Genomic DNA, 16,364 nt, shown 5'->3' on the forward strand with positions numbered 1-16,364 from the left:
ATGATGGTTTAAAAGGAGTGTAAACTTGAATGATTATGTGAATGTGCTATTGAATTTTCTGCCTCCTACCGCATCCATCCTCGAATTATCTGAACTCCCTAATAACCCTGCGGTCCTATTGGCCGATATCGATAACGATCAGATCAATGAATTAATCGGAGCATACAAATATAAAGACCAAAATTACTTAGTGATCTTAAAAAATGTCCAAGATCAGTGGCTACCTTTAATACACATAAAAGGAAGTGGATATGGAATTACAAGCCTAATGGCTGCGCCAATTACAACTAATTGGGTGAATACACTTATTGTCGGTTGGCAAATAGGTAGCGAATGGTCCAAGTTAGATTTATTGCAATGGGTGGATGGTGGAATTATACGATTACCTACTTCCAATATAGCTTATAGTAAATTGGAAGTAGAAGACATGCCTGGTCTCTATGGTCCAGATGGTCAATATGAACTTGCAATTTGGGTTCATGATACAGGAGAAGCATACAAAGTAGATGTATATCGTTTCGAAGAAAATAAGATAGTTTTAGCTAGTGATGTATATCCGTATTACTTTAAGAGAGTAGAGGATTATTATGAAAGACTACTACAATCCAATGATTTCTCTTATTATTGGTATTACTTAGCAGAAGCGCAAAAGAAGGCTGGGGATTTGGAACAGTTTATGATTTCTATTGATAAGGCTTTGGCTTTTAGTGAACCGTATCCTTCACTGGAGTTTTTGCTAAATATGAGGCAACAAGTGTTAGAGCGTATGCAAAATATGGACCATAACAATGACGAGATTATTGTGTATTCCAGAGGTGATTTGACTGGGAATGGATTTTTGGACACTGTTTACCTAACTGGAGAAAAGACGGAAGGGAGTCCATTTTGGCAGAACATCACTTTAAATGTTTTATATCAACATGAAAATACGTTAGAGAGAGTTTATTTGAAACAAAATGTCGGATATAATCCAACCATTTTTCTTGGTGACTTTACTGGAGACCAAGTAGATGACATTTTAGTTGTTATAGATACCGGGGGAAGTGGGGGGACAATTTATGCATTTGTCTTTTCCTATGCTCATGGGAATATACAACAAGTATTTAACGTAGAAGAGTTCAATGAAACCACTAAATATGAAGTCCATTATGAAAACTATTACCAAGTCAAAGTAATTAGCTCCAATCCAAATAAGCAGTATATATTAGATTTAACGTATAAAGGAAAAGAGTATTTATCGGAAATATATGATGACGACGGAATTCTAAAAGAACCAATAGAAGGTTGGGTTGACCCCGTTGGCGGGTTGTATCCTATTGACTTTGCTAGGGACGGTACCTACGAACTAATGGCTTTTCAAGAAATTGCAGGAAGATATCATGCTGATGGATTAGGGGATGTTCAAACGGTACTCAAATGGGATGGGCAGAAGTTTATATCTGATAGGCAAAATGTTTCCATCTATGGAAAGGATATTTCTTCGAATTAGTAAAAAGAATAAGAAAGTATAAAAAATGTCTTGTGAACACTGGGTTCATGGTACTTCAAGGAATAATAAATACCGCTGATTTCCGTTTCTGGTGGAGACAAAGGAACGATGGCTAAGAACGCCACCTGAAATGAAAATCAATTATATGAGTAGTACTCCTCTATAAGATTTGGCAAAGTATTTCGCATTGATTATAAAATCAGCCAAATTTTATTTAAAGATGAAGCCATTTGTAAAAGTGAGGAATGAGAAGTGTTATTATTTCATGATGGATGAAGGAATTAGACTTTCTTTTTACTAGTGGAAATAAAGAGAAATAGTAAGTGTTTACCAAATAAAGAAGCGAAATAGCGAACGAAATTGCATCTTCGTGAGCTTACTCTATCAATTAGAAAGTATCTTATCTCTAGTTGTCCAAAAACGCATTAACCTGTTTTTAAAAGTTATAGAAGGGTGAAGGACAGACAAATGCCCTAAAATTACCGAAAAAGGAGAGGCTGGTTGTGACGTCAGTCGCAACCAGCCTCTTTAAAAAATATTCGGTAATAATATAGCAAAACGTCTGTCCAAAGCCCTTCGAAAACGATAGAAACAGGATTTGACCTTAGAGGACCGGGTATTTATGCCCGGTTTTTCTTGTTTAGATTATTAAACATATACTTAACAATGTCAGAAAGTAATTGCATGTTTATGTCACGACGTGATATAGTCGTGACGTGACATAGCGGAGGTGGGAATTTGGAAAAATTACTAAAAAAATATATACCGATGACCGAAACTGCCTTTTATATACTACTTTCTTTAACAGAGCCAACCCACGGCTACGGCATTATTAAACGTGTGGAAGAATTAACAAACGGTAGATTAAAGCTAGGATCAGGCACGATTTATGGTACTTTAACTAAAATGCAAAATGATGGAATGATTATCGTATTTTCAGATGAAAAACGTAAAACCATTTACGAAATTACTAAGCTTGGCAAAAATGTGATGCAAGCTGAAATTATTCGATTAAAAGAATTATACACAAATGCCATACGCTTGGAGGAGGAATTCAAATGAAAAAAATGAGGTGGCTTTGGAGTTATCGAATTGATTCTACTGAAATATGGCTTGAAGATTTAATGGCAAAAGGTTTTCATTTAAAAAGTTTTAACCGTTTTACGAGGGTGTTTACATTTGAGCAAGGGGAATCGATAAAGAAAAAAGTACGTATTCATTATGGAGACAAAGCAATTGCTCCAAAACTTGTTTCTGCTGGTTGGGAAACTGTGGAAAATTCCGGTAAGTGGCAAGTACTCACAAATGAGAAGCAGCATATTTCTATTTTCCCTAGTAAGGATTCACTGTTTAAGCGCACTCGATTGCATGCTTATATGTATCTCTTAATCTCGACCTTCTACTTATCATCTTATTTATCATTTTTATTTATATTTGGTATTATGCTAAATATTTTTAGTGAAACTTTTCAAATTGGCCCATTATTAGTACCTACAATTATTTATTCGCTACTAATCGCGTTAACAGTTTTTGTATTTAGGTCTTATCGTAAATTTGAAAAGCAATTACTCGGTACTAGCGTCATCAAAAAGTCTGGAACGAAGAAAATCCGTAGAATTCGTCCCGGTTGGATGTATGAGCCATTACGAACAACAATTTGGCTTGAGGAAATGGCAGAACGGGGCTATGAGCTTGAATCCGTTTTTGCAACAATTTTCACGTTTCGTCCAAAGGAAAAAAGTAATATTGCTTATGAGGTAGCATTTGAACCGAAAATTAATGCAAATTACTTTCAGCTTCACAAGGATTTTGGATGGGAGTTAAAATATACCTCCAATATTACTTGGCTAAACTACACCATTTGGGGGATGCCTTATGAAGAGGGGGAAGAAAAGCCTGCATTTTCCTATGATGAGCTAGAAAGAAAAAAAGTCGCGAAAAAGGCTTTTTTCATGAACTGTGGTATATCTCTTTTCATTTTATTAATTTGTTCACAGTCAATATATATGAATATCGTCACAATTGATGGACCGTTTTTGGACTGGTCATACATGGGAGTAATTCGCGTATTGCTTATGGTAATGAGTGTATTTTGGATCTTTTTGTTTGTCCGTATCGTTATGGGCTATCGAAAAGAGTTGAAATTAATAAGTAGTGAAGAATTTAGATGACTTTTTCCCCCTGAATAATAAATTATTCAATCGTGTTCACAAAAAAGACAATAATAATTGACAAATTTGTGAACTTGGTGAATAATATATGTATAAAGGGGTGTTACAATATGGAATCATACGTAAAAATGTTGCACGCTACCAAAATGGTCGGAGCTACTTTATTAACAATAGGGATTGCTATTTTTTTATACGGAGCATTAATTAGTGAGTTAAGCACAGTTATAGGTATTGGAATAGGTGTAGTAATGGGAGCAGTATTTATATTCCTGATTGGAATGATATTAGTGGCTTCTGAAGAAATGATTTTAAACTCTAATAAATACAAAAAAGAGAGCGCTTAAAATAAACGCTCTTTTTTATTTGTTATAAATAGCTGTAAGATAAATGAAAGGAGGATCATGACTATTCTATAGTCATGATCCTCCTTTTTATGTGCTTTTACATATCCCAAACTAATACAAGCAGCGTACCGAAGATAGTGAGTAAAGCAATGAGTAAAGCGTAGTAAATATTAAGGTAAATTGAACCTTTATCCTTCGTCTCACCAGCATGCATAAAGACAACTACCTGTAAGCCTGCCTGAACGAATGCAGTTATTAGGAGTACTGTCATTCCCACAGCGTAGGACATATCAGTAAAGTAAACCAAAAGTGCCACAACAGTCAGGACTATTGAAAATGCAAAGCCCATTACTTGTTTAATAGGGAATAATTCTTTCATATTACATCATTCCTTTCAAGTAGATGAAGCTAAAGATGAAGATCCAAATAATATCAAGGAAATGCCAGTAAAGTGAGAAAATAAATGATTTATTGGCTGTTTCCGGAGTTAAACCACGTTTTTTAATCTGTATTAGGATAAATAATCCCCAGAAGAATCCCAATGTTACATGCAAACCATGCGTTCCTAAAGTCGTAAGTAGAGCCGCAGTAAATGCACTTGTTTGTAATCCTGCACCCACATGTACGTAATGAGAGAACTCATAGATTTCAAAACCTAGGAAAGCTGCTCCTAAAATCAATGTAACGATAAAGAATCCCATTGTTGCTTTTTTCTTATTTAAACGCATGGCATGAATAGCTAGCCCAATAGTAAAGCTACTTGTTAAAAGTAAAATGGTTTCCACAAGCACTGGTGCTATTTCAAAAATTTCAGCACCAGTTGGACCATTGCCAGTACGATTTTCTAATGTGAAATATGCGGTGAAAAGTGTTGCGAAAAGCATAATTTCAGCACCAATGAAGATCCAAAAACCTAGTATTTTCAGGTTATTTTCTTCCGTACTATATTCAAGTGGAAGCGAGTTATCTACCTTCATTTTTTAGCACCTCGCAATCTTGTTTCCGTTTCTTTAATTTCTTCGACAGAAATATATCTTCCATGGTCTTGCTCAAATGAACGGTAAACTAAACAAGCCAAAATACCGATTAATGAGACAATTACCACTGGCCATATACTAAATACCAGGGCGAAGCCAAATACAAAGAATATACAACTCATGATAAATGGTAAACCACTGTTATTTGGCATATGAATCTTTTCTATATCGCCTTTAAATAACTCATGTCCGTTTTTCTTAGCGTCCCAGAATGCTTGTGTAGAAGCAACCTGTGGTGTAATCGCAAAGTTATACTCTGGTACAGGGGTATGCGTTGACCATTCAAGTGAACGTGCATCCCAAGGGTCGCTACCAATATTTCTTGGAGAATAACGAATACTATAGTAAATGTTATAAACAAGTAGAACAAAGGCAATTGCCATAACTCCAGCACCGACAAATGAAACCATGTTCAATAAACTAAAACCAGTAGATTCAGAATACGTATACATACGACGTGCCTGACCATCTAAACCAGTAATATACATTGGTATAAAGGCTAATACAAAGCCGACTGATAGTATCCATGCAGTCCATTTACCAAGTCTCTCATTCAACATGAAGCCAAAGATTTTTGGCCAATAGAATGTAAGACCAGCAAGCATGGCATAAACTACCCCTGGAATAATTACGTTATGGAAGTGAGCAACTAAGAACATCGTATTGTGATATTGATAGTCAGCTGCTGACATCGCAAGCATTACACCGGTAACACCACCTAATGTAAACAGTGGAATAAAGAGTACCGAATAAAGCATTGGTGTTGTAAACTCGATTTTTCCTTTCCATAAGGTGAATAACCAGTTAAATATTTTTACACCCGTTGGAATGGCAATCGCCATCGTTGTAATAGAGAATATACTATTTGCAAAGGGACCTTGACCCATTGTAAAGAAATGGTGAGCCCAAACTAAGAACGATAATACAGAAATAACTACCATGGATGCAACCATCGACTTATAACCATATAGATTGCGTCGTGCAAACGTTGGAATGATTTCACTGTAAAGACCAAATGCAGGTAATATCAAAATGTATACCTCAGGATGTCCCCAAACCCAGAATAGGTTAGCCCAAAGCATATCCATACCACCATTATCGGTAGTGAAGAAGTTTGTTCCAAATAATCTATCCATCGTTCCCATTGCTAGTAATACTGTTAAGACAGGGAAAGCAAAAACAATAATAACGTTGGCTATGAAAGCCGACCATGTGAACATTGGCATTTTCATAAGAGTCATGCCAGGTGCTCTCATTTTTAAAATTGTCGTAATAAAGTTAATACCAGTCATAAGTGTACCGATACCGGCTATTTGAATAGCAATCATGTAATAGTTCGTCCCAACAGACGTACTGAACTCATTACCTGCTAACGGGAAGTAAGATGTCCAGCCTGCATCAGGTGATCCACCTATAATAAATGATAGATTGAATAATCCCATTCCCATAAAGAATAACCAAAAACTTAAAGCATTTAAGCGTGGAAATGCAACATCTCGCGCTCCAATTTGTAGAGGAACAAGATAGTTAAAGAAAAATATAATGAACGGCATAGCCATAAATAGGATCATAACTACTCCGTGCGTAGTGAAGACTTCATTATAATGTTGTGAATCTAAAAATGTATTTTCAGGCATAGAAAGTTGATAACGCATCATAATTCCATCTACGCCACCGCGGAACAGCATAAGTAATGCTGTTAGTAAATACATGATACCAATTCGTTTATGGTCAACAGTAGTTATCCATTCGCGCCATAGGTATCCCCATTTCTTAAAGTAGGTAATTCCTACAACAATCGCAAGCATAGTTAGTCCAATACCAACCATGGATGCATATATTAAAAAGCTTGGATGTGGTACTGCAAAACGATCAAAGAAATCCATACTTTTGTAACTCCTTTCGGGAATTTATACTACCTCTTAATGATTTGTGTGTTCAGAATGTTCATCTGAATTATGAGACTCATGTTCGTTATGTTGGTCATGATCTGATTCTTCCGTATTAGTATCTGTTGAACCATGATCATGTTCTGGTGGAGGAGCAAACTCTAAGTGTGTTCCTGTATAAGTAGAACGACCAAGATGTCCTGGCTCTAACAATTCCTCAAACTTATCTTCAGTAAGAGGTGAAGCAGTTTCATGTACTTCCTCTACCCACTCCTGGTAATCAGCGGGAGTCATAGCAGTAACTTCAAATGTGTTTTCTGCAAATCCAGCTCCACTGAAGTTTGCATTTCTACCCATAAATTCCCCAGGTTGATCTGCTGCTAAGTGTAAAGTCGTAATCATATCTGACATCGCGTATTTTTGCCCACCTAGCTGTGGAATCCAGAAGCTTGTGATTGGACCATATGAATATAGTTTAAATTCAATAGCACGATCCTCCGGGATGTATAGATAGTTTACTGTTTCGATATTTTCTTCGGGATAACTAAAATGCCATTTCCAGTTAGATGAAGAAGCATAAATAATTAAAGGCTCCTGATCTTCGTAACCCGCTGGAGTTGCTTCGACTTCATAGTTACTTTTTATAGAAACAATTGAAAGAAAAGCGACGATCAGAATAGGAATACCGATACAAATTGCTTCAACAATTGGGCTTCCTTCAATATGTGGTGGCTCGTAATCTTTCGGTTGTTTAGAAGCACGGTATTTTAATAAGACAAACACTAGAATTGCTAAGACAACAATAACTATGCCTAACATTAGCCAAATAGATAACATAATATCGTCAGCCTGTGCTTTTGCTTGAGGACCTTTCGGATCTAAGACAAGTAATGGTTCACAACCGGTTAACACGGTGGTAATAGTGATAACCATAGTTAAAAGAATCCATTTCATTTTTAATTTCATAGGTCTACCCCTTCCCAGAATATTTATATAAACGCATAAAAAACAGATGTTGTCTCTGTATGCCTCTATCTTAGTACCATGAATTGAAAAAACAAAATGAAAAAAAGCAACTTCACAAAACGTTCATTAAGATGTGAACAAATTAAAGTAAATTGGTAACGTAATTGTGAAGTGTGTGGAGATATGTGGAAAAATAGGAAAAAGGGGCAAGCGAAAAGGCTACAAAACAACTATTTGTTGTTTTGTAGCCTTTGATAGTGCATTGCTTCAATTTAAGTAATATATGTGAGTTCAGTAAAGGATTAGTATTATATCATTTTTAATAATGCTTCTCTTCCAATCATTCCTTGAGTGATACCAAGTTCCTCCGCTTCATAAGTGATGGATTCGAGCGGTGCATCTAGTAGCTGGGGAATTGTTTTTACTCCAACAGCTCTTCCGGCAATCACCTTTCTATCTTTCAATTTTTCATTCAGTAACGCTACGTCTAAAGCACCGCACATTATATATCCTTTATCATTGGTGACAACGAGTAAATTCGTTTTAGGCAACTCTACAGAAATTGATAAAAATGTATGTCCTTCAATATTAATTGGTTCTAGGTTAATCATGACAAAACAGTCCTCCTTTTCCTATCACTACAATTTATGAAATAGATAGAAAAAGCGTGTTTATTCGTAAGCTAGTTATCCAAAAACGCACTGATCTGTTTCTAATAGTTGCAGAAGGGTGACGGACAGACCAGCGCCATAAGATTACCGAGAAAAGAGCAGCTGGTCGTGACTAACGTCACGACCAGCTGCTCTAAAAAATATTTGGTAATACTAAAGCAAAACGTCTGTCCAAAGCCTTTCGAAAACGATAAAAACAGGTTTTGACCTTAAAGGACAGGGCATCTTTTTGCCTGGTTTTTCTAATGGCCAGGTAAAAAGATAAAAGTAATTCAGTATTTATTGAATTGTAGTTGCGTAGTTAATCATCAGATTAATGGTAAAATAATAAAAGGGAATTATTTACGCAATATTCAAATACAATTATGGAGGCGATATGGAAATGGCAAACAAGTATCCGAAAAAATTAAATGAAAGAATTTTTTTAATCGATGGATTTGACATGGGGGAGTCAGAACGCACAGGTACGTATGTCATCGATGAACAAGAACTTACAATAATAGAAACTGGACCAAGTCCGTCTGTAAAGCATGTGAAAAGTGGAATGGAATCATTAGGTTTTTCATTAGACCAAGTTAAATACATAATCGTTACTCATATACATCTAGATCATGCGGGAGGAGCGGGGCTTCTATTAAAAGATTGTCCAAATGCGAGAATAGTTGTTCACCCAAAAGGCATTAGGCATCTAGAGGAACCAGAAAGGCTGATAGCTGGAGCAAAGGCAGTTTATGGGGAAAAGTTTGAAGAATTATTCGATCCCATCATTCCGATTCTCCATGAACGAATGATCATAAAAAATGATGGGGATATATTAAAGATAGGGACAACTTGTATATTAAAGTTTTTTGATACCCCTGGTCATTCTAATCATCATTTTAGTATTTATGATCCGATTAGTAATGGAATGTTTACGGGAGATACGGTTGGTGTTCGCTATGAACAACTGATATCAGATGGTGTTACGTTCTTTTTACCATCCACCTCACCAAACCAATTCAATCCAACTGCTATGCATAGAGCGATAGAGCTTTTTGTACAAATGGATCTTCAATACATATATTATGGACATTTTGGAGTTACGAATTCTCCAAACGAAGCACTTTCTCAAGTTTCGATGTGGTTAAATATTTTTATGACAGAAGCAGAAGCTGTGTACGCGGAAGAGAAGGGATATGATGAGCTAGCAGAGAGACTCGATAAGTTAGTGAAAGAACACTTGAAAAATGAAGGTGTTTTTGAAAGTCATGATGTATTTAGATTAATAAAATTAGATTTAGAAGTAAGTTCTATGGGAATGATGGATTATTTAGCAAAAAGAGAAAAGGCATGAGAAGTGCTTTTAAGATGGTCGTAAATTTGTAATTACTGAGTAATCCCTATAAACTTATAGGTATATTTGTAAAGAAAAAGGGGAAATTTGGTGGAGTTCTTTTTAATCATCTTATTATTATTGGTCATTATTGGATTATCTAATTTTATTAATCATTTTTTACCGTATGTACCAGTTCCGTTAATTCAAATTGTACTTGGGGTCTCGCTTGCAGCTTTACCTTTAGGAATACATGTTGAATTAGAACCAGAACTGTTTTTTATTCTTTTTATTGCCCCGTTGTTGTTTTATGACGGAAAAAACGTTTCTAGACATGAGTTATGGAAGTTACGTAAACCGATTTTAATGCTGGCACTTGGACTAGTGTTCTTAACCGTGTTGGTAATAGGATATTTAATACATTGGCTGATATCATCAATTCCATTATCTGCAGCATTTGCACTAGCGGCAATTCTATCCCCAACAGATGTTGTAGCAGTCGGAGCGATTTCTAGTCGTGTGAGAATACCTAAGACAATTACGCATATTCTAGAAGGCGAAGGTCTGATGAATGACGCATCTGGATTAGTTGCCTTTAAGTTTGCTGTTGCAGCTACTGTAACAGGAGTGTTTTCGCTAGCTGAGGCAAGTGTAAGTTTTGTGCTAATAGCATTAGGTGGGTTTCTTGGAGGAGCGGTACTTGCCTATTTGATCATTCGATTGAAAGTGTTTATACGTCGATTAGGTATGGAAGACGTTATGCTTCATATGCTTATCCAATTACTGACACCTTTCATTATTTTTTATATAATTGAACACTTTCATCTATCTGGAATTCTTTCGGTTGTAGCAGCAGGTATTGTACATGCCATTTTCAAAGATCGTGAACAGTCACCAGCTATACAATTACAATTAGTGTCAAAAAGCACATGGACGATTGTTATATTTATTTTGAACGGACTTGTATTTGTTTTACTTGGATTACAAATTCCAAGTGTTTCTCGAGAGATATTTGAAAGTCCATTATTTAATAATTATCAGGTAATTATGTACATCTTCATCATTACTGCAGCTCTATTGATACTACGTTGGCTTTGGATTTATGTAGCTTGGTGGGTTGGTTGGTTAATGAAAGAGAAAAATTTAACTAAGCCTTCTATTCGATACGTTGCTATTACAACTATTGCAGGAGTTCGAGGTGCGGTTACTTTGGCGGGAGCCTTTACAATTCCATACTTCTTAGCGAATGGCGATGTTTTCCCGCAGCGTGCATTGATAATTTTTATAGCAGCTGGAGTAATTCTATTGACACTTGTTCTGGCAAGTATCGTCCTTCCTTTACTGGCAAAATCGGAAAAAGGAAATACGGAGGAAGTAAAAGAGGAAATGGAAAAATTAGTTATTCTTCGAACGGCTGAAAGAGCAATCAGTACATTGCGTGATCTAACAACGGAAGAAAATCGTGGAGCTGCTGTTTCGATTATTGCAAATTACAATCAAATAAGAAACCAGCTACTATTTGTAAGTGAGGATGAAGCAGACCGTATAAAAGAACTAGAAACATCAACTCGCATGAAAGTCTTGGAAATTGAAAGTGATTATATAGAAAAGTTAAAAACAAATACCAAAATTGACCGCGAATCACTTTACTTAATCGAAGAACATATTCATCGAATGCGTGTGGCTGTTACTAATCGCTTACTATATAGAGTGTTACTTGTTTGGACAGTTATTAAAAGAGGATATTATAATATTTTGAAGATATTTCTGCATAAAAAACGTGATACATTCAAAGTTCGTATAGCAAAAGGCAATAAAGTAGTGAGTTTTAAAGTAGAAATGGCAAAAGCTGCTATAAAATATCTGAGGGACACAATGACCTCTGAAAACGAGGTAGTTAATGTACAACTTATTGGAGAGTACAATGATATGATTGTTAAATTTAAGCTAGCCAATAAATTAACCGATTCGGGACATTATATCAGTGTGCAAAGAGAGCTACGTGATCGGGCTTTTCAGGCAGAACGTGATGAAATTCAATACTTGTATCAAAATGGTGAAATATCTATGGAAATAACTAGGGAAATGCGAAGACATATTAATATTCGAGAAGCTTATTGGATGGAGGAAAATAGCATCCATTCTCATTAACAAAATAAGCAGAATCGCCGACAAGCGTTGGGCAAATATGGAGTAACAAGTATACACTTTCTTGTCTTTTGACAAAACGTATCGACTAAATACAGTCGGTGCGTTTTTTATATTTCCTTATTGTCTTTCTTCAAATTAACAAAATTTAATCATAATTTATTCTGTGTAATCCTTAAATGGAAGGTGATACTACGAAGAGTTAGACGAAGGAGGAAGGTAGAATGACGATAAATAAAGAAATTGAAGCGTTGAAAGCATACACCACTATGAACCGAAGTGTTTTGAGTATTTATTTGAATACAAATCCTGGTGATCCTGAGCAACTAAATGGTGCTTGGGGGATACATCTAAAAAGTGGTTTGAAGCGTATTGGAGAGTATATAGAAGCTTCTGGTGATGAAAAGGAATTAAAAGCATTTAATCATGTAAAGGAAAAAGTAAAAAATGAAATGGAAAAAAACTCATTAGAGTTACGAAAGGGCGCTGTCATTTTTGCCAGTGCAAATGATGATTTGTGGTCTGTTCATTATGTGCAGGTACCTGTAAAAACAAATTTCTATTGGGAAAACCATCCTGTCACGGAACAACTGGAGTATATGTATAAAGCATATCCAGAAGCAGGTATAATCATGCCTAGCTTTGGGGAAGTTCGTATTTTAGATACGGCATTAGGCTTTGTTCGAGATGATGTAACGTTCAAATATGATCCAGTTTCTGAAACGTGGAATGAAAAGGTCAAATTAGATAGTAGAGGAAGACGAGCGACTGCTGATAGCAAAACTGCTGTTTTAGACACAAAATACAGATCCAACGCGAGTACCTTTTATAAAGGAATGAGAACAACGATTGAACAGTTAAAGAAAAAAAGAGGTTGGCGAGAGTTTCATGTTGCAGGAGAGGCAGAAATGGCGAATGCATTTACAGAGACATTACGGGATTCACCAGCAAGCTGTATTTACAAAAATTTAAACAACAGTAAAGCGAATGAAGTGATTCATCAAATCCTCGAAAAGTAAATTCAAACATACTTGAAAAATATTAACAAAAAGTCCAGTTGTATTTGGTGGTATAAATGATAAAAAAAAACACAATATAAGCTTACAAGGAGGTGAACAACATGCCAAACAACAATCAACTTCTAGTACCAGGCGTTCAACAAGCTCTTGACCAAATGAAATATGAAATCGCACAAGAATTCGGTGTTCAACTTGGAGGAGAAGCTTCAGCGCGTGCTAACGGTTCCGTTGGCGGAGAAATTACTAAGCGTTTAGTAGCTCAAGCCCAATCACAAATGAACGGAAATCAACCTAGCTAAAAATTATTTGGTCGGTGGAAAATTCCACCGGCTTTTTTTCTTTAGAAAAAAGCTGAAGGGATCTCCTCAGCTTTTAATGGTAAACAATTTATCAATACATAAGCCCAAGCGGCAAATCTTAAATCTAACTAACACTCTGTATGGATAAGCACCGGCGAGCAATTTCGGATTCTAATAGTTCTAGAAATTCTGGACTTAGTTTCAGTTTTTTTGCTGTTAAATAAGACTCGATTAGAAGATCGTCAGACATTTTACTCATAAACCCTTGCACCTCCGTTTTCATTAATTAATATGGAAAAGTAGATATATGCTTCTTTGTAATGGTGAACAAAATTTAAAAGGTTCAGGAATTTATTATTAAGGTAAATAAAATGAAGAAATTCAGTTTTCTTTCTAAGACTAATTTAACAAATATCTCACTTAAGAACAACTGTTCTATTATCCACAGGGATTAGTGGATAATTTGTTAATAAGTTGTTAATAGTAGTCCGAAACTTATATATACCAGTGTGAGTTATGTGTGTAAAGTTATCCACATTTTTTAAAAACTCGAATTTTGTCGAAAAATTTCCCTGAAAATCATTTAAATAAAGGTTCTAAAAACATTTTTCTATGAAAAAAATAGAATTTTTTTAGGTTTTGTCTAAAGTAATCCCAGTTTTGAAAATATTTTCGATATAGTGGAAGGAAAATTGTTAATATATAAACACTTATCCACATAATTTAGTGGATAAAGTGTGGATTACTATTATTTTATACAGCTTATTATAGATATAACATGGTTTTAGTTGTGCATAACTTTATCCACAGTCATCAATTTTATGTATTTGTCGAAGTTTGAGTGTAATTGGACAATCCATTATAAACATAATATGTTTTAAATCATTAAAAGGAAGTGAATAGTATATCCAATAAAAAGTGTAAAAAATGCAACAAACTAAATGGGAAAGGAACTTGTACATGTAAATAACAAGTCATGACCCTCACGAAAAATAGTGGGGGTATGACTTGTTTTTGATAATGAAACTGCTATTTATGATTGTTATCCTTGACTTCAACGGTCAAATATTTACTCTCCGTCTTCATCTTCAAGCTGTTGGTCTACATCTTCTTCGATATTATCGTCTACATCCGAATCATTTTCTCCATCTCCACAGCCCGCTAATAAACCTACTGATAAAAATGCAGCTGCACCTATCTTCCACCAATTTTGTCCCGCGATAGACTTTTTAATCATGTAAAATTCCTCCCTTTTCTTATTATTTCTTGTGTATTAGTAAGTACTTACCCCAGAAGCATTTAGTTCTAAACATTTTTTAGAAGTTGACATATACTCGTGATGTTTTTTACATGTTGGTAACAATAAGATAAATTCATCAAGAATAACCCGTAATATTATGCTAAAAGAACATAGATCTGACCAAATAGTCTATAAAAAAACTACCTCTTCGACTTAGGAAGAGGTAGTTATATCTTGAAACTCACGAGCAGTTTCTTTTTTTAAATACATAAACGTTTTTTCTACATCGACACTAAAGATACGATCTTCTGTAATTGAAGAAACGATGCCTCTCATTTCTAGCCACTTGTTCTGTAAGGTAGGAGATATAAGATTATTGCCTCTATATTCCACTCCTTGCACCGCACAAATTGCCTCAATCGCGATGACTCTACGACTATTTTGAATAATTTGATGGGCATGTCTTGCTCCAATCGTTCCCATGCTCACATGATCTTCCTGATTTGCGGAAGACGGAATAGAGTCGACAGAGGCAGGGTGGGCCAAGGTTTTATTTTCAGAAACAAGGCTTGCTGCTGCATATTGTAAAATCATAGCTCCAGATTGTAATCCGGGCTCTGGGCTTAAAAAAGGTGGTAATCCTTCATTTAGATGTGGATTTACTAAACGTTCAATTCGTCGCTCAGATACATTTGCAAGCTCAGCCATTGCAACCTTTAAGAAATCCATGGCAAATGCAATTGGCTGACCGTGAAAGTTTCCTCCTGAAACGATTACTTTTCCATCTTCGACGATTAAGGGATTATCCGTAGCTGCATTCATCTCAATTTCCAGTTTTTCCTTCACATAAGCAAGGACCTGCCAGCTAGCTCCATGAATTTGAGGTATACATCTTATAGAGTAGGCATCCTGGACACGTTTTTCACCTTGTTTAGTTACAAGCTGACTGCCTTCAAGCCACCCGAGCATCCTTTTTGCAACTCCTACTTGCTCGGGATAACCTCGTGCTTCATGAATAGCTGGATGAAAAGCATCTGTAATGCCGTATAGAGCTTCCATTGTCATGGCGGCAATCCATTCACTTTGATAGGCAAGTGTTTCAGATTCTAACCAATTGATAACTCCTTGAGCCGTCATCGCTTGCGTTCCATTTATCAATGCAAGACCTTCTTTAGCTTCCAGTACTATGGGTTTTAAATTATGTTTTTCCCAAACTAGATGAGATGGAACTTGATCGTCCCCGTCCCAAACGAACCCTTCTCCTATTAAAACTAAAGCAAGGTGGGAGAGGGGAGCTAAGTCACCAGAGGCTCCAAGAGATCCCTGCTGAGGAATTACGGGGTGAATGCGATGGTTCACCATGTATGCCAGCCGCTCTAATACCTCTAAACGAATGCCGGAAAATCCTTTAAGTAATGCATTTAAACGAAGAACGACCATTGCACGTGATACAACTTCCTCGAATGGTTCTCCCATACCACATGCGTGGGAACGAATAAGATGTAGTTGAAGGGCGTGAACATCAGACTCGTTTATGCTCACATCACTAAATTTTCCAAAGCCAGTGTTTATACCATAGACTGTTTGACCAGCTTCCACAATCTGTTCAACGACCTTTCGACTTTTTACAACATTTTCTTTTGCACAATCATCTATTATTATTTGTTCATGCTGATATAAAATAGCTCGCATATGTTCTAGTGTAAGGTCATTTCCTTTTAAATTAATCAAGACTAATCACATTCTTTCTACGATGAATTAATTGAGGCCGGTAAGCCA

The 16,364-nt window shown here is 35.9% G+C and carries 16 protein-coding genes; 8 read left to right on the forward strand and 8 right to left on the reverse strand.

The features are described 5' to 3' along the window. The first annotated feature begins 25 nt into the window (after positions 1-25). The 4 genes from ACN6MX_RS00960 (at position 26) to ACN6MX_RS00975 (ending at position 4,004) form a co-directional block, all read left to right on the forward strand. Complete coding sequence (locus ACN6MX_RS00960; RefSeq protein ID WP_419960823.1) at positions 26-1,489, forward strand: hypothetical protein; 1,464 nt, start codon at positions 26-28, stop codon at positions 1,487-1,489. Between the two features lie 768 nt (positions 1,490-2,257). Then, positions 2,258-2,551, forward strand: coding sequence for a PadR family transcriptional regulator (locus tag ACN6MX_RS00965; RefSeq protein WP_419962522.1), 294 nt, complete (start codon positions 2,258-2,260; stop codon positions 2,549-2,551). Next, positions 2,548-3,660, forward strand: a complete 1,113-nt coding sequence (locus tag ACN6MX_RS00970) for a DUF2812 domain-containing protein (protein ID WP_419960824.1) — start codon at positions 2,548-2,550, stop codon at positions 3,658-3,660. Before ACN6MX_RS00965 ends, ACN6MX_RS00970 begins: the two co-directional genes overlap by 4 nt. Positions 3,661-3,770: 110 nt before the next feature. Continuing rightward, complete coding sequence (locus ACN6MX_RS00975) at positions 3,771-4,004, forward strand: hypothetical protein (protein WP_419960825.1); 234 nt, start codon at positions 3,771-3,773, stop codon at positions 4,002-4,004. Between the two features lie 97 nt (positions 4,005-4,101). On the opposite strand, the gene qoxD is transcribed toward ACN6MX_RS00975, so the two are convergent. From qoxD to ACN6MX_RS01000, 5 genes are all read right to left on the reverse strand, one after another. Next, positions 4,102-4,383, reverse strand: coding sequence for a cytochrome aa3 quinol oxidase subunit IV (gene qoxD, locus ACN6MX_RS00980; RefSeq protein ID WP_419960826.1), 282 nt, complete (start codon positions 4,381-4,383; stop codon positions 4,102-4,104). Position 4,384: 1 nt separating this feature from the next. Beyond that, positions 4,385-4,981 carry a cytochrome aa3 quinol oxidase subunit III gene (gene qoxC / locus ACN6MX_RS00985; RefSeq protein WP_419960827.1) on the reverse strand — a complete coding sequence of 199 codons (597 nt, stop codon included), beginning with the start codon at positions 4,979-4,981 and terminating at the stop codon, positions 4,385-4,387. Next, positions 4,978-6,927, reverse strand: a complete 1,950-nt coding sequence (gene qoxB, locus ACN6MX_RS00990; protein WP_419960828.1) for a cytochrome aa3 quinol oxidase subunit I — start codon at positions 6,925-6,927, stop codon at positions 4,978-4,980. Before qoxB ends, qoxC begins: the two co-directional genes overlap by 4 nt. Positions 6,928-6,963: 36 nt before the next feature. After that, complete coding sequence (gene qoxA / locus ACN6MX_RS00995) at positions 6,964-7,896, reverse strand: cytochrome aa3 quinol oxidase subunit II (RefSeq protein ID WP_419960829.1); 933 nt, start codon at positions 7,894-7,896, stop codon at positions 6,964-6,966. Positions 7,897-8,204: 308 nt separating this feature from the next. Continuing rightward, the gene (locus ACN6MX_RS01000) at positions 8,205-8,507 is read right to left on the reverse strand and encodes a YunC family protein (protein ID WP_419960830.1); all 303 of its coding nucleotides are present in this window, start codon (positions 8,505-8,507) and stop codon (positions 8,205-8,207) included. Positions 8,508-8,949: 442 nt separating this feature from the next. Between ACN6MX_RS01000 and ACN6MX_RS01005 the strand changes: the two genes are divergently transcribed. The 4 genes from ACN6MX_RS01005 to ACN6MX_RS01020 all read left to right on the forward strand — a co-directional run bounded on the left by ACN6MX_RS01005 (position 8,950) and on the right by ACN6MX_RS01020 (position 13,345). Beyond that, the gene (locus ACN6MX_RS01005; protein ID WP_419960831.1) at positions 8,950-9,900 is read left to right on the forward strand and encodes an MBL fold metallo-hydrolase; all 951 of its coding nucleotides are present in this window, start codon (positions 8,950-8,952) and stop codon (positions 9,898-9,900) included. A 90-nt stretch (positions 9,901-9,990) separates the two neighbouring features. After that, positions 9,991-12,030, forward strand: a complete 2,040-nt coding sequence (locus ACN6MX_RS01010; protein ID WP_419960832.1) for a Na+/H+ antiporter — start codon at positions 9,991-9,993, stop codon at positions 12,028-12,030. 221 nt (positions 12,031-12,251) lie between these two features. Further along, a complete protein-coding gene (locus ACN6MX_RS01015) occupies positions 12,252-13,046 on the forward strand; it encodes a VLRF1 family aeRF1-type release factor (RefSeq protein ID WP_419960833.1) in 795 nt (264 codons plus the stop codon). Between the two features lie 101 nt (positions 13,047-13,147). Beyond that, positions 13,148-13,345: a small, acid-soluble spore protein, alpha/beta type gene (locus ACN6MX_RS01020; RefSeq protein WP_419960834.1), complete on the forward strand. Its 198-nt coding sequence runs from the start codon at positions 13,148-13,150 to the stop codon at positions 13,343-13,345. Between the two features lie 124 nt (positions 13,346-13,469). Here the strand turns inward: ACN6MX_RS01020 and ACN6MX_RS01025 are convergent, their stop codons facing one another. The 3 genes from ACN6MX_RS01025 to hutH all read right to left on the reverse strand — a co-directional run bounded on the left by ACN6MX_RS01025 (position 13,470) and on the right by hutH (position 16,316). Continuing rightward, the gene (locus tag ACN6MX_RS01025; RefSeq protein ID WP_419960835.1) at positions 13,470-13,604 is read right to left on the reverse strand and encodes a sporulation histidine kinase inhibitor Sda; all 135 of its coding nucleotides are present in this window, start codon (positions 13,602-13,604) and stop codon (positions 13,470-13,472) included. A gap of 810 nt (positions 13,605-14,414) precedes the next feature. Then, positions 14,415-14,582 (reverse strand): hypothetical protein, encoded by a 168-nt coding sequence (locus ACN6MX_RS01030; RefSeq protein WP_419960836.1) that lies wholly within the window; start codon positions 14,580-14,582, stop codon positions 14,415-14,417. A 216-nt stretch (positions 14,583-14,798) separates the two neighbouring features. Beyond that, positions 14,799-16,316 carry a histidine ammonia-lyase gene (gene hutH / locus ACN6MX_RS01035; RefSeq protein ID WP_419960837.1) on the reverse strand — a complete coding sequence of 506 codons (1,518 nt, stop codon included), beginning with the start codon at positions 16,314-16,316 and terminating at the stop codon, positions 14,799-14,801. Between the last annotated feature and the right edge of the window lie 48 nt (positions 16,317-16,364).

The organism is Psychrobacillus sp. BM2 (assembly GCF_048572895.1).
Classification (GTDB): Bacteria; Bacillota; Bacilli; order Bacillales_A; family Planococcaceae; genus Psychrobacillus.

What these genes read in the sequence shown, in the direction of transcription:
- qoxD (WP_419960826.1), bottom strand. Translation starts at nt 4,383, where the DNA reads ATGAAAGAATTATTCCCTATTAAACAAGTAATGGGCTTTGCATTTTCA.
- ACN6MX_RS01025 (WP_419960835.1), bottom strand. Translation starts at nt 13,604, where the DNA reads ATGAGTAAAATGTCTGACGATCTTCTAATCGAGTCTTATTTAACAGCA.
- ACN6MX_RS00965 (WP_419962522.1), top strand. Translation starts at nt 2,258, where the DNA reads ATGACCGAAACTGCCTTTTATATACTACTTTCTTTAACAGAGCCAACC.
- ACN6MX_RS00975 (WP_419960825.1), top strand. Translation starts at nt 3,771, where the DNA reads ATGGAATCATACGTAAAAATGTTGCACGCTACCAAAATGGTCGGAGCT.
- ACN6MX_RS01000 (WP_419960830.1), bottom strand. Translation starts at nt 8,507, where the DNA reads ATGATTAACCTAGAACCAATTAATATTGAAGGACATACATTTTTATCA.
- qoxA (WP_419960829.1), bottom strand. Translation starts at nt 7,896, where the DNA reads ATGAAATTAAAAATGAAATGGATTCTTTTAACTATGGTTATCACTATT.
- qoxC (WP_419960827.1), bottom strand. Translation starts at nt 4,981, where the DNA reads ATGAAGGTAGATAACTCGCTTCCACTTGAATATAGTACGGAAGAAAAT.
- qoxB (WP_419960828.1), bottom strand. Translation starts at nt 6,927, where the DNA reads ATGGATTTCTTTGATCGTTTTGCAGTACCACATCCAAGCTTTTTAATA.
- ACN6MX_RS01005 (WP_419960831.1), top strand. Translation starts at nt 8,950, where the DNA reads ATGGCAAACAAGTATCCGAAAAAATTAAATGAAAGAATTTTTTTAATC.
- ACN6MX_RS01020 (WP_419960834.1), top strand. Translation starts at nt 13,148, where the DNA reads ATGCCAAACAACAATCAACTTCTAGTACCAGGCGTTCAACAAGCTCTT.
- ACN6MX_RS01015 (WP_419960833.1), top strand. Translation starts at nt 12,252, where the DNA reads ATGACGATAAATAAAGAAATTGAAGCGTTGAAAGCATACACCACTATG.
- ACN6MX_RS00970 (WP_419960824.1), top strand. Translation starts at nt 2,548, where the DNA reads ATGAAAAAAATGAGGTGGCTTTGGAGTTATCGAATTGATTCTACTGAA.
- ACN6MX_RS01030 (WP_419960836.1), bottom strand. Translation starts at nt 14,582, where the DNA reads ATGATTAAAAAGTCTATCGCGGGACAAAATTGGTGGAAGATAGGTGCA.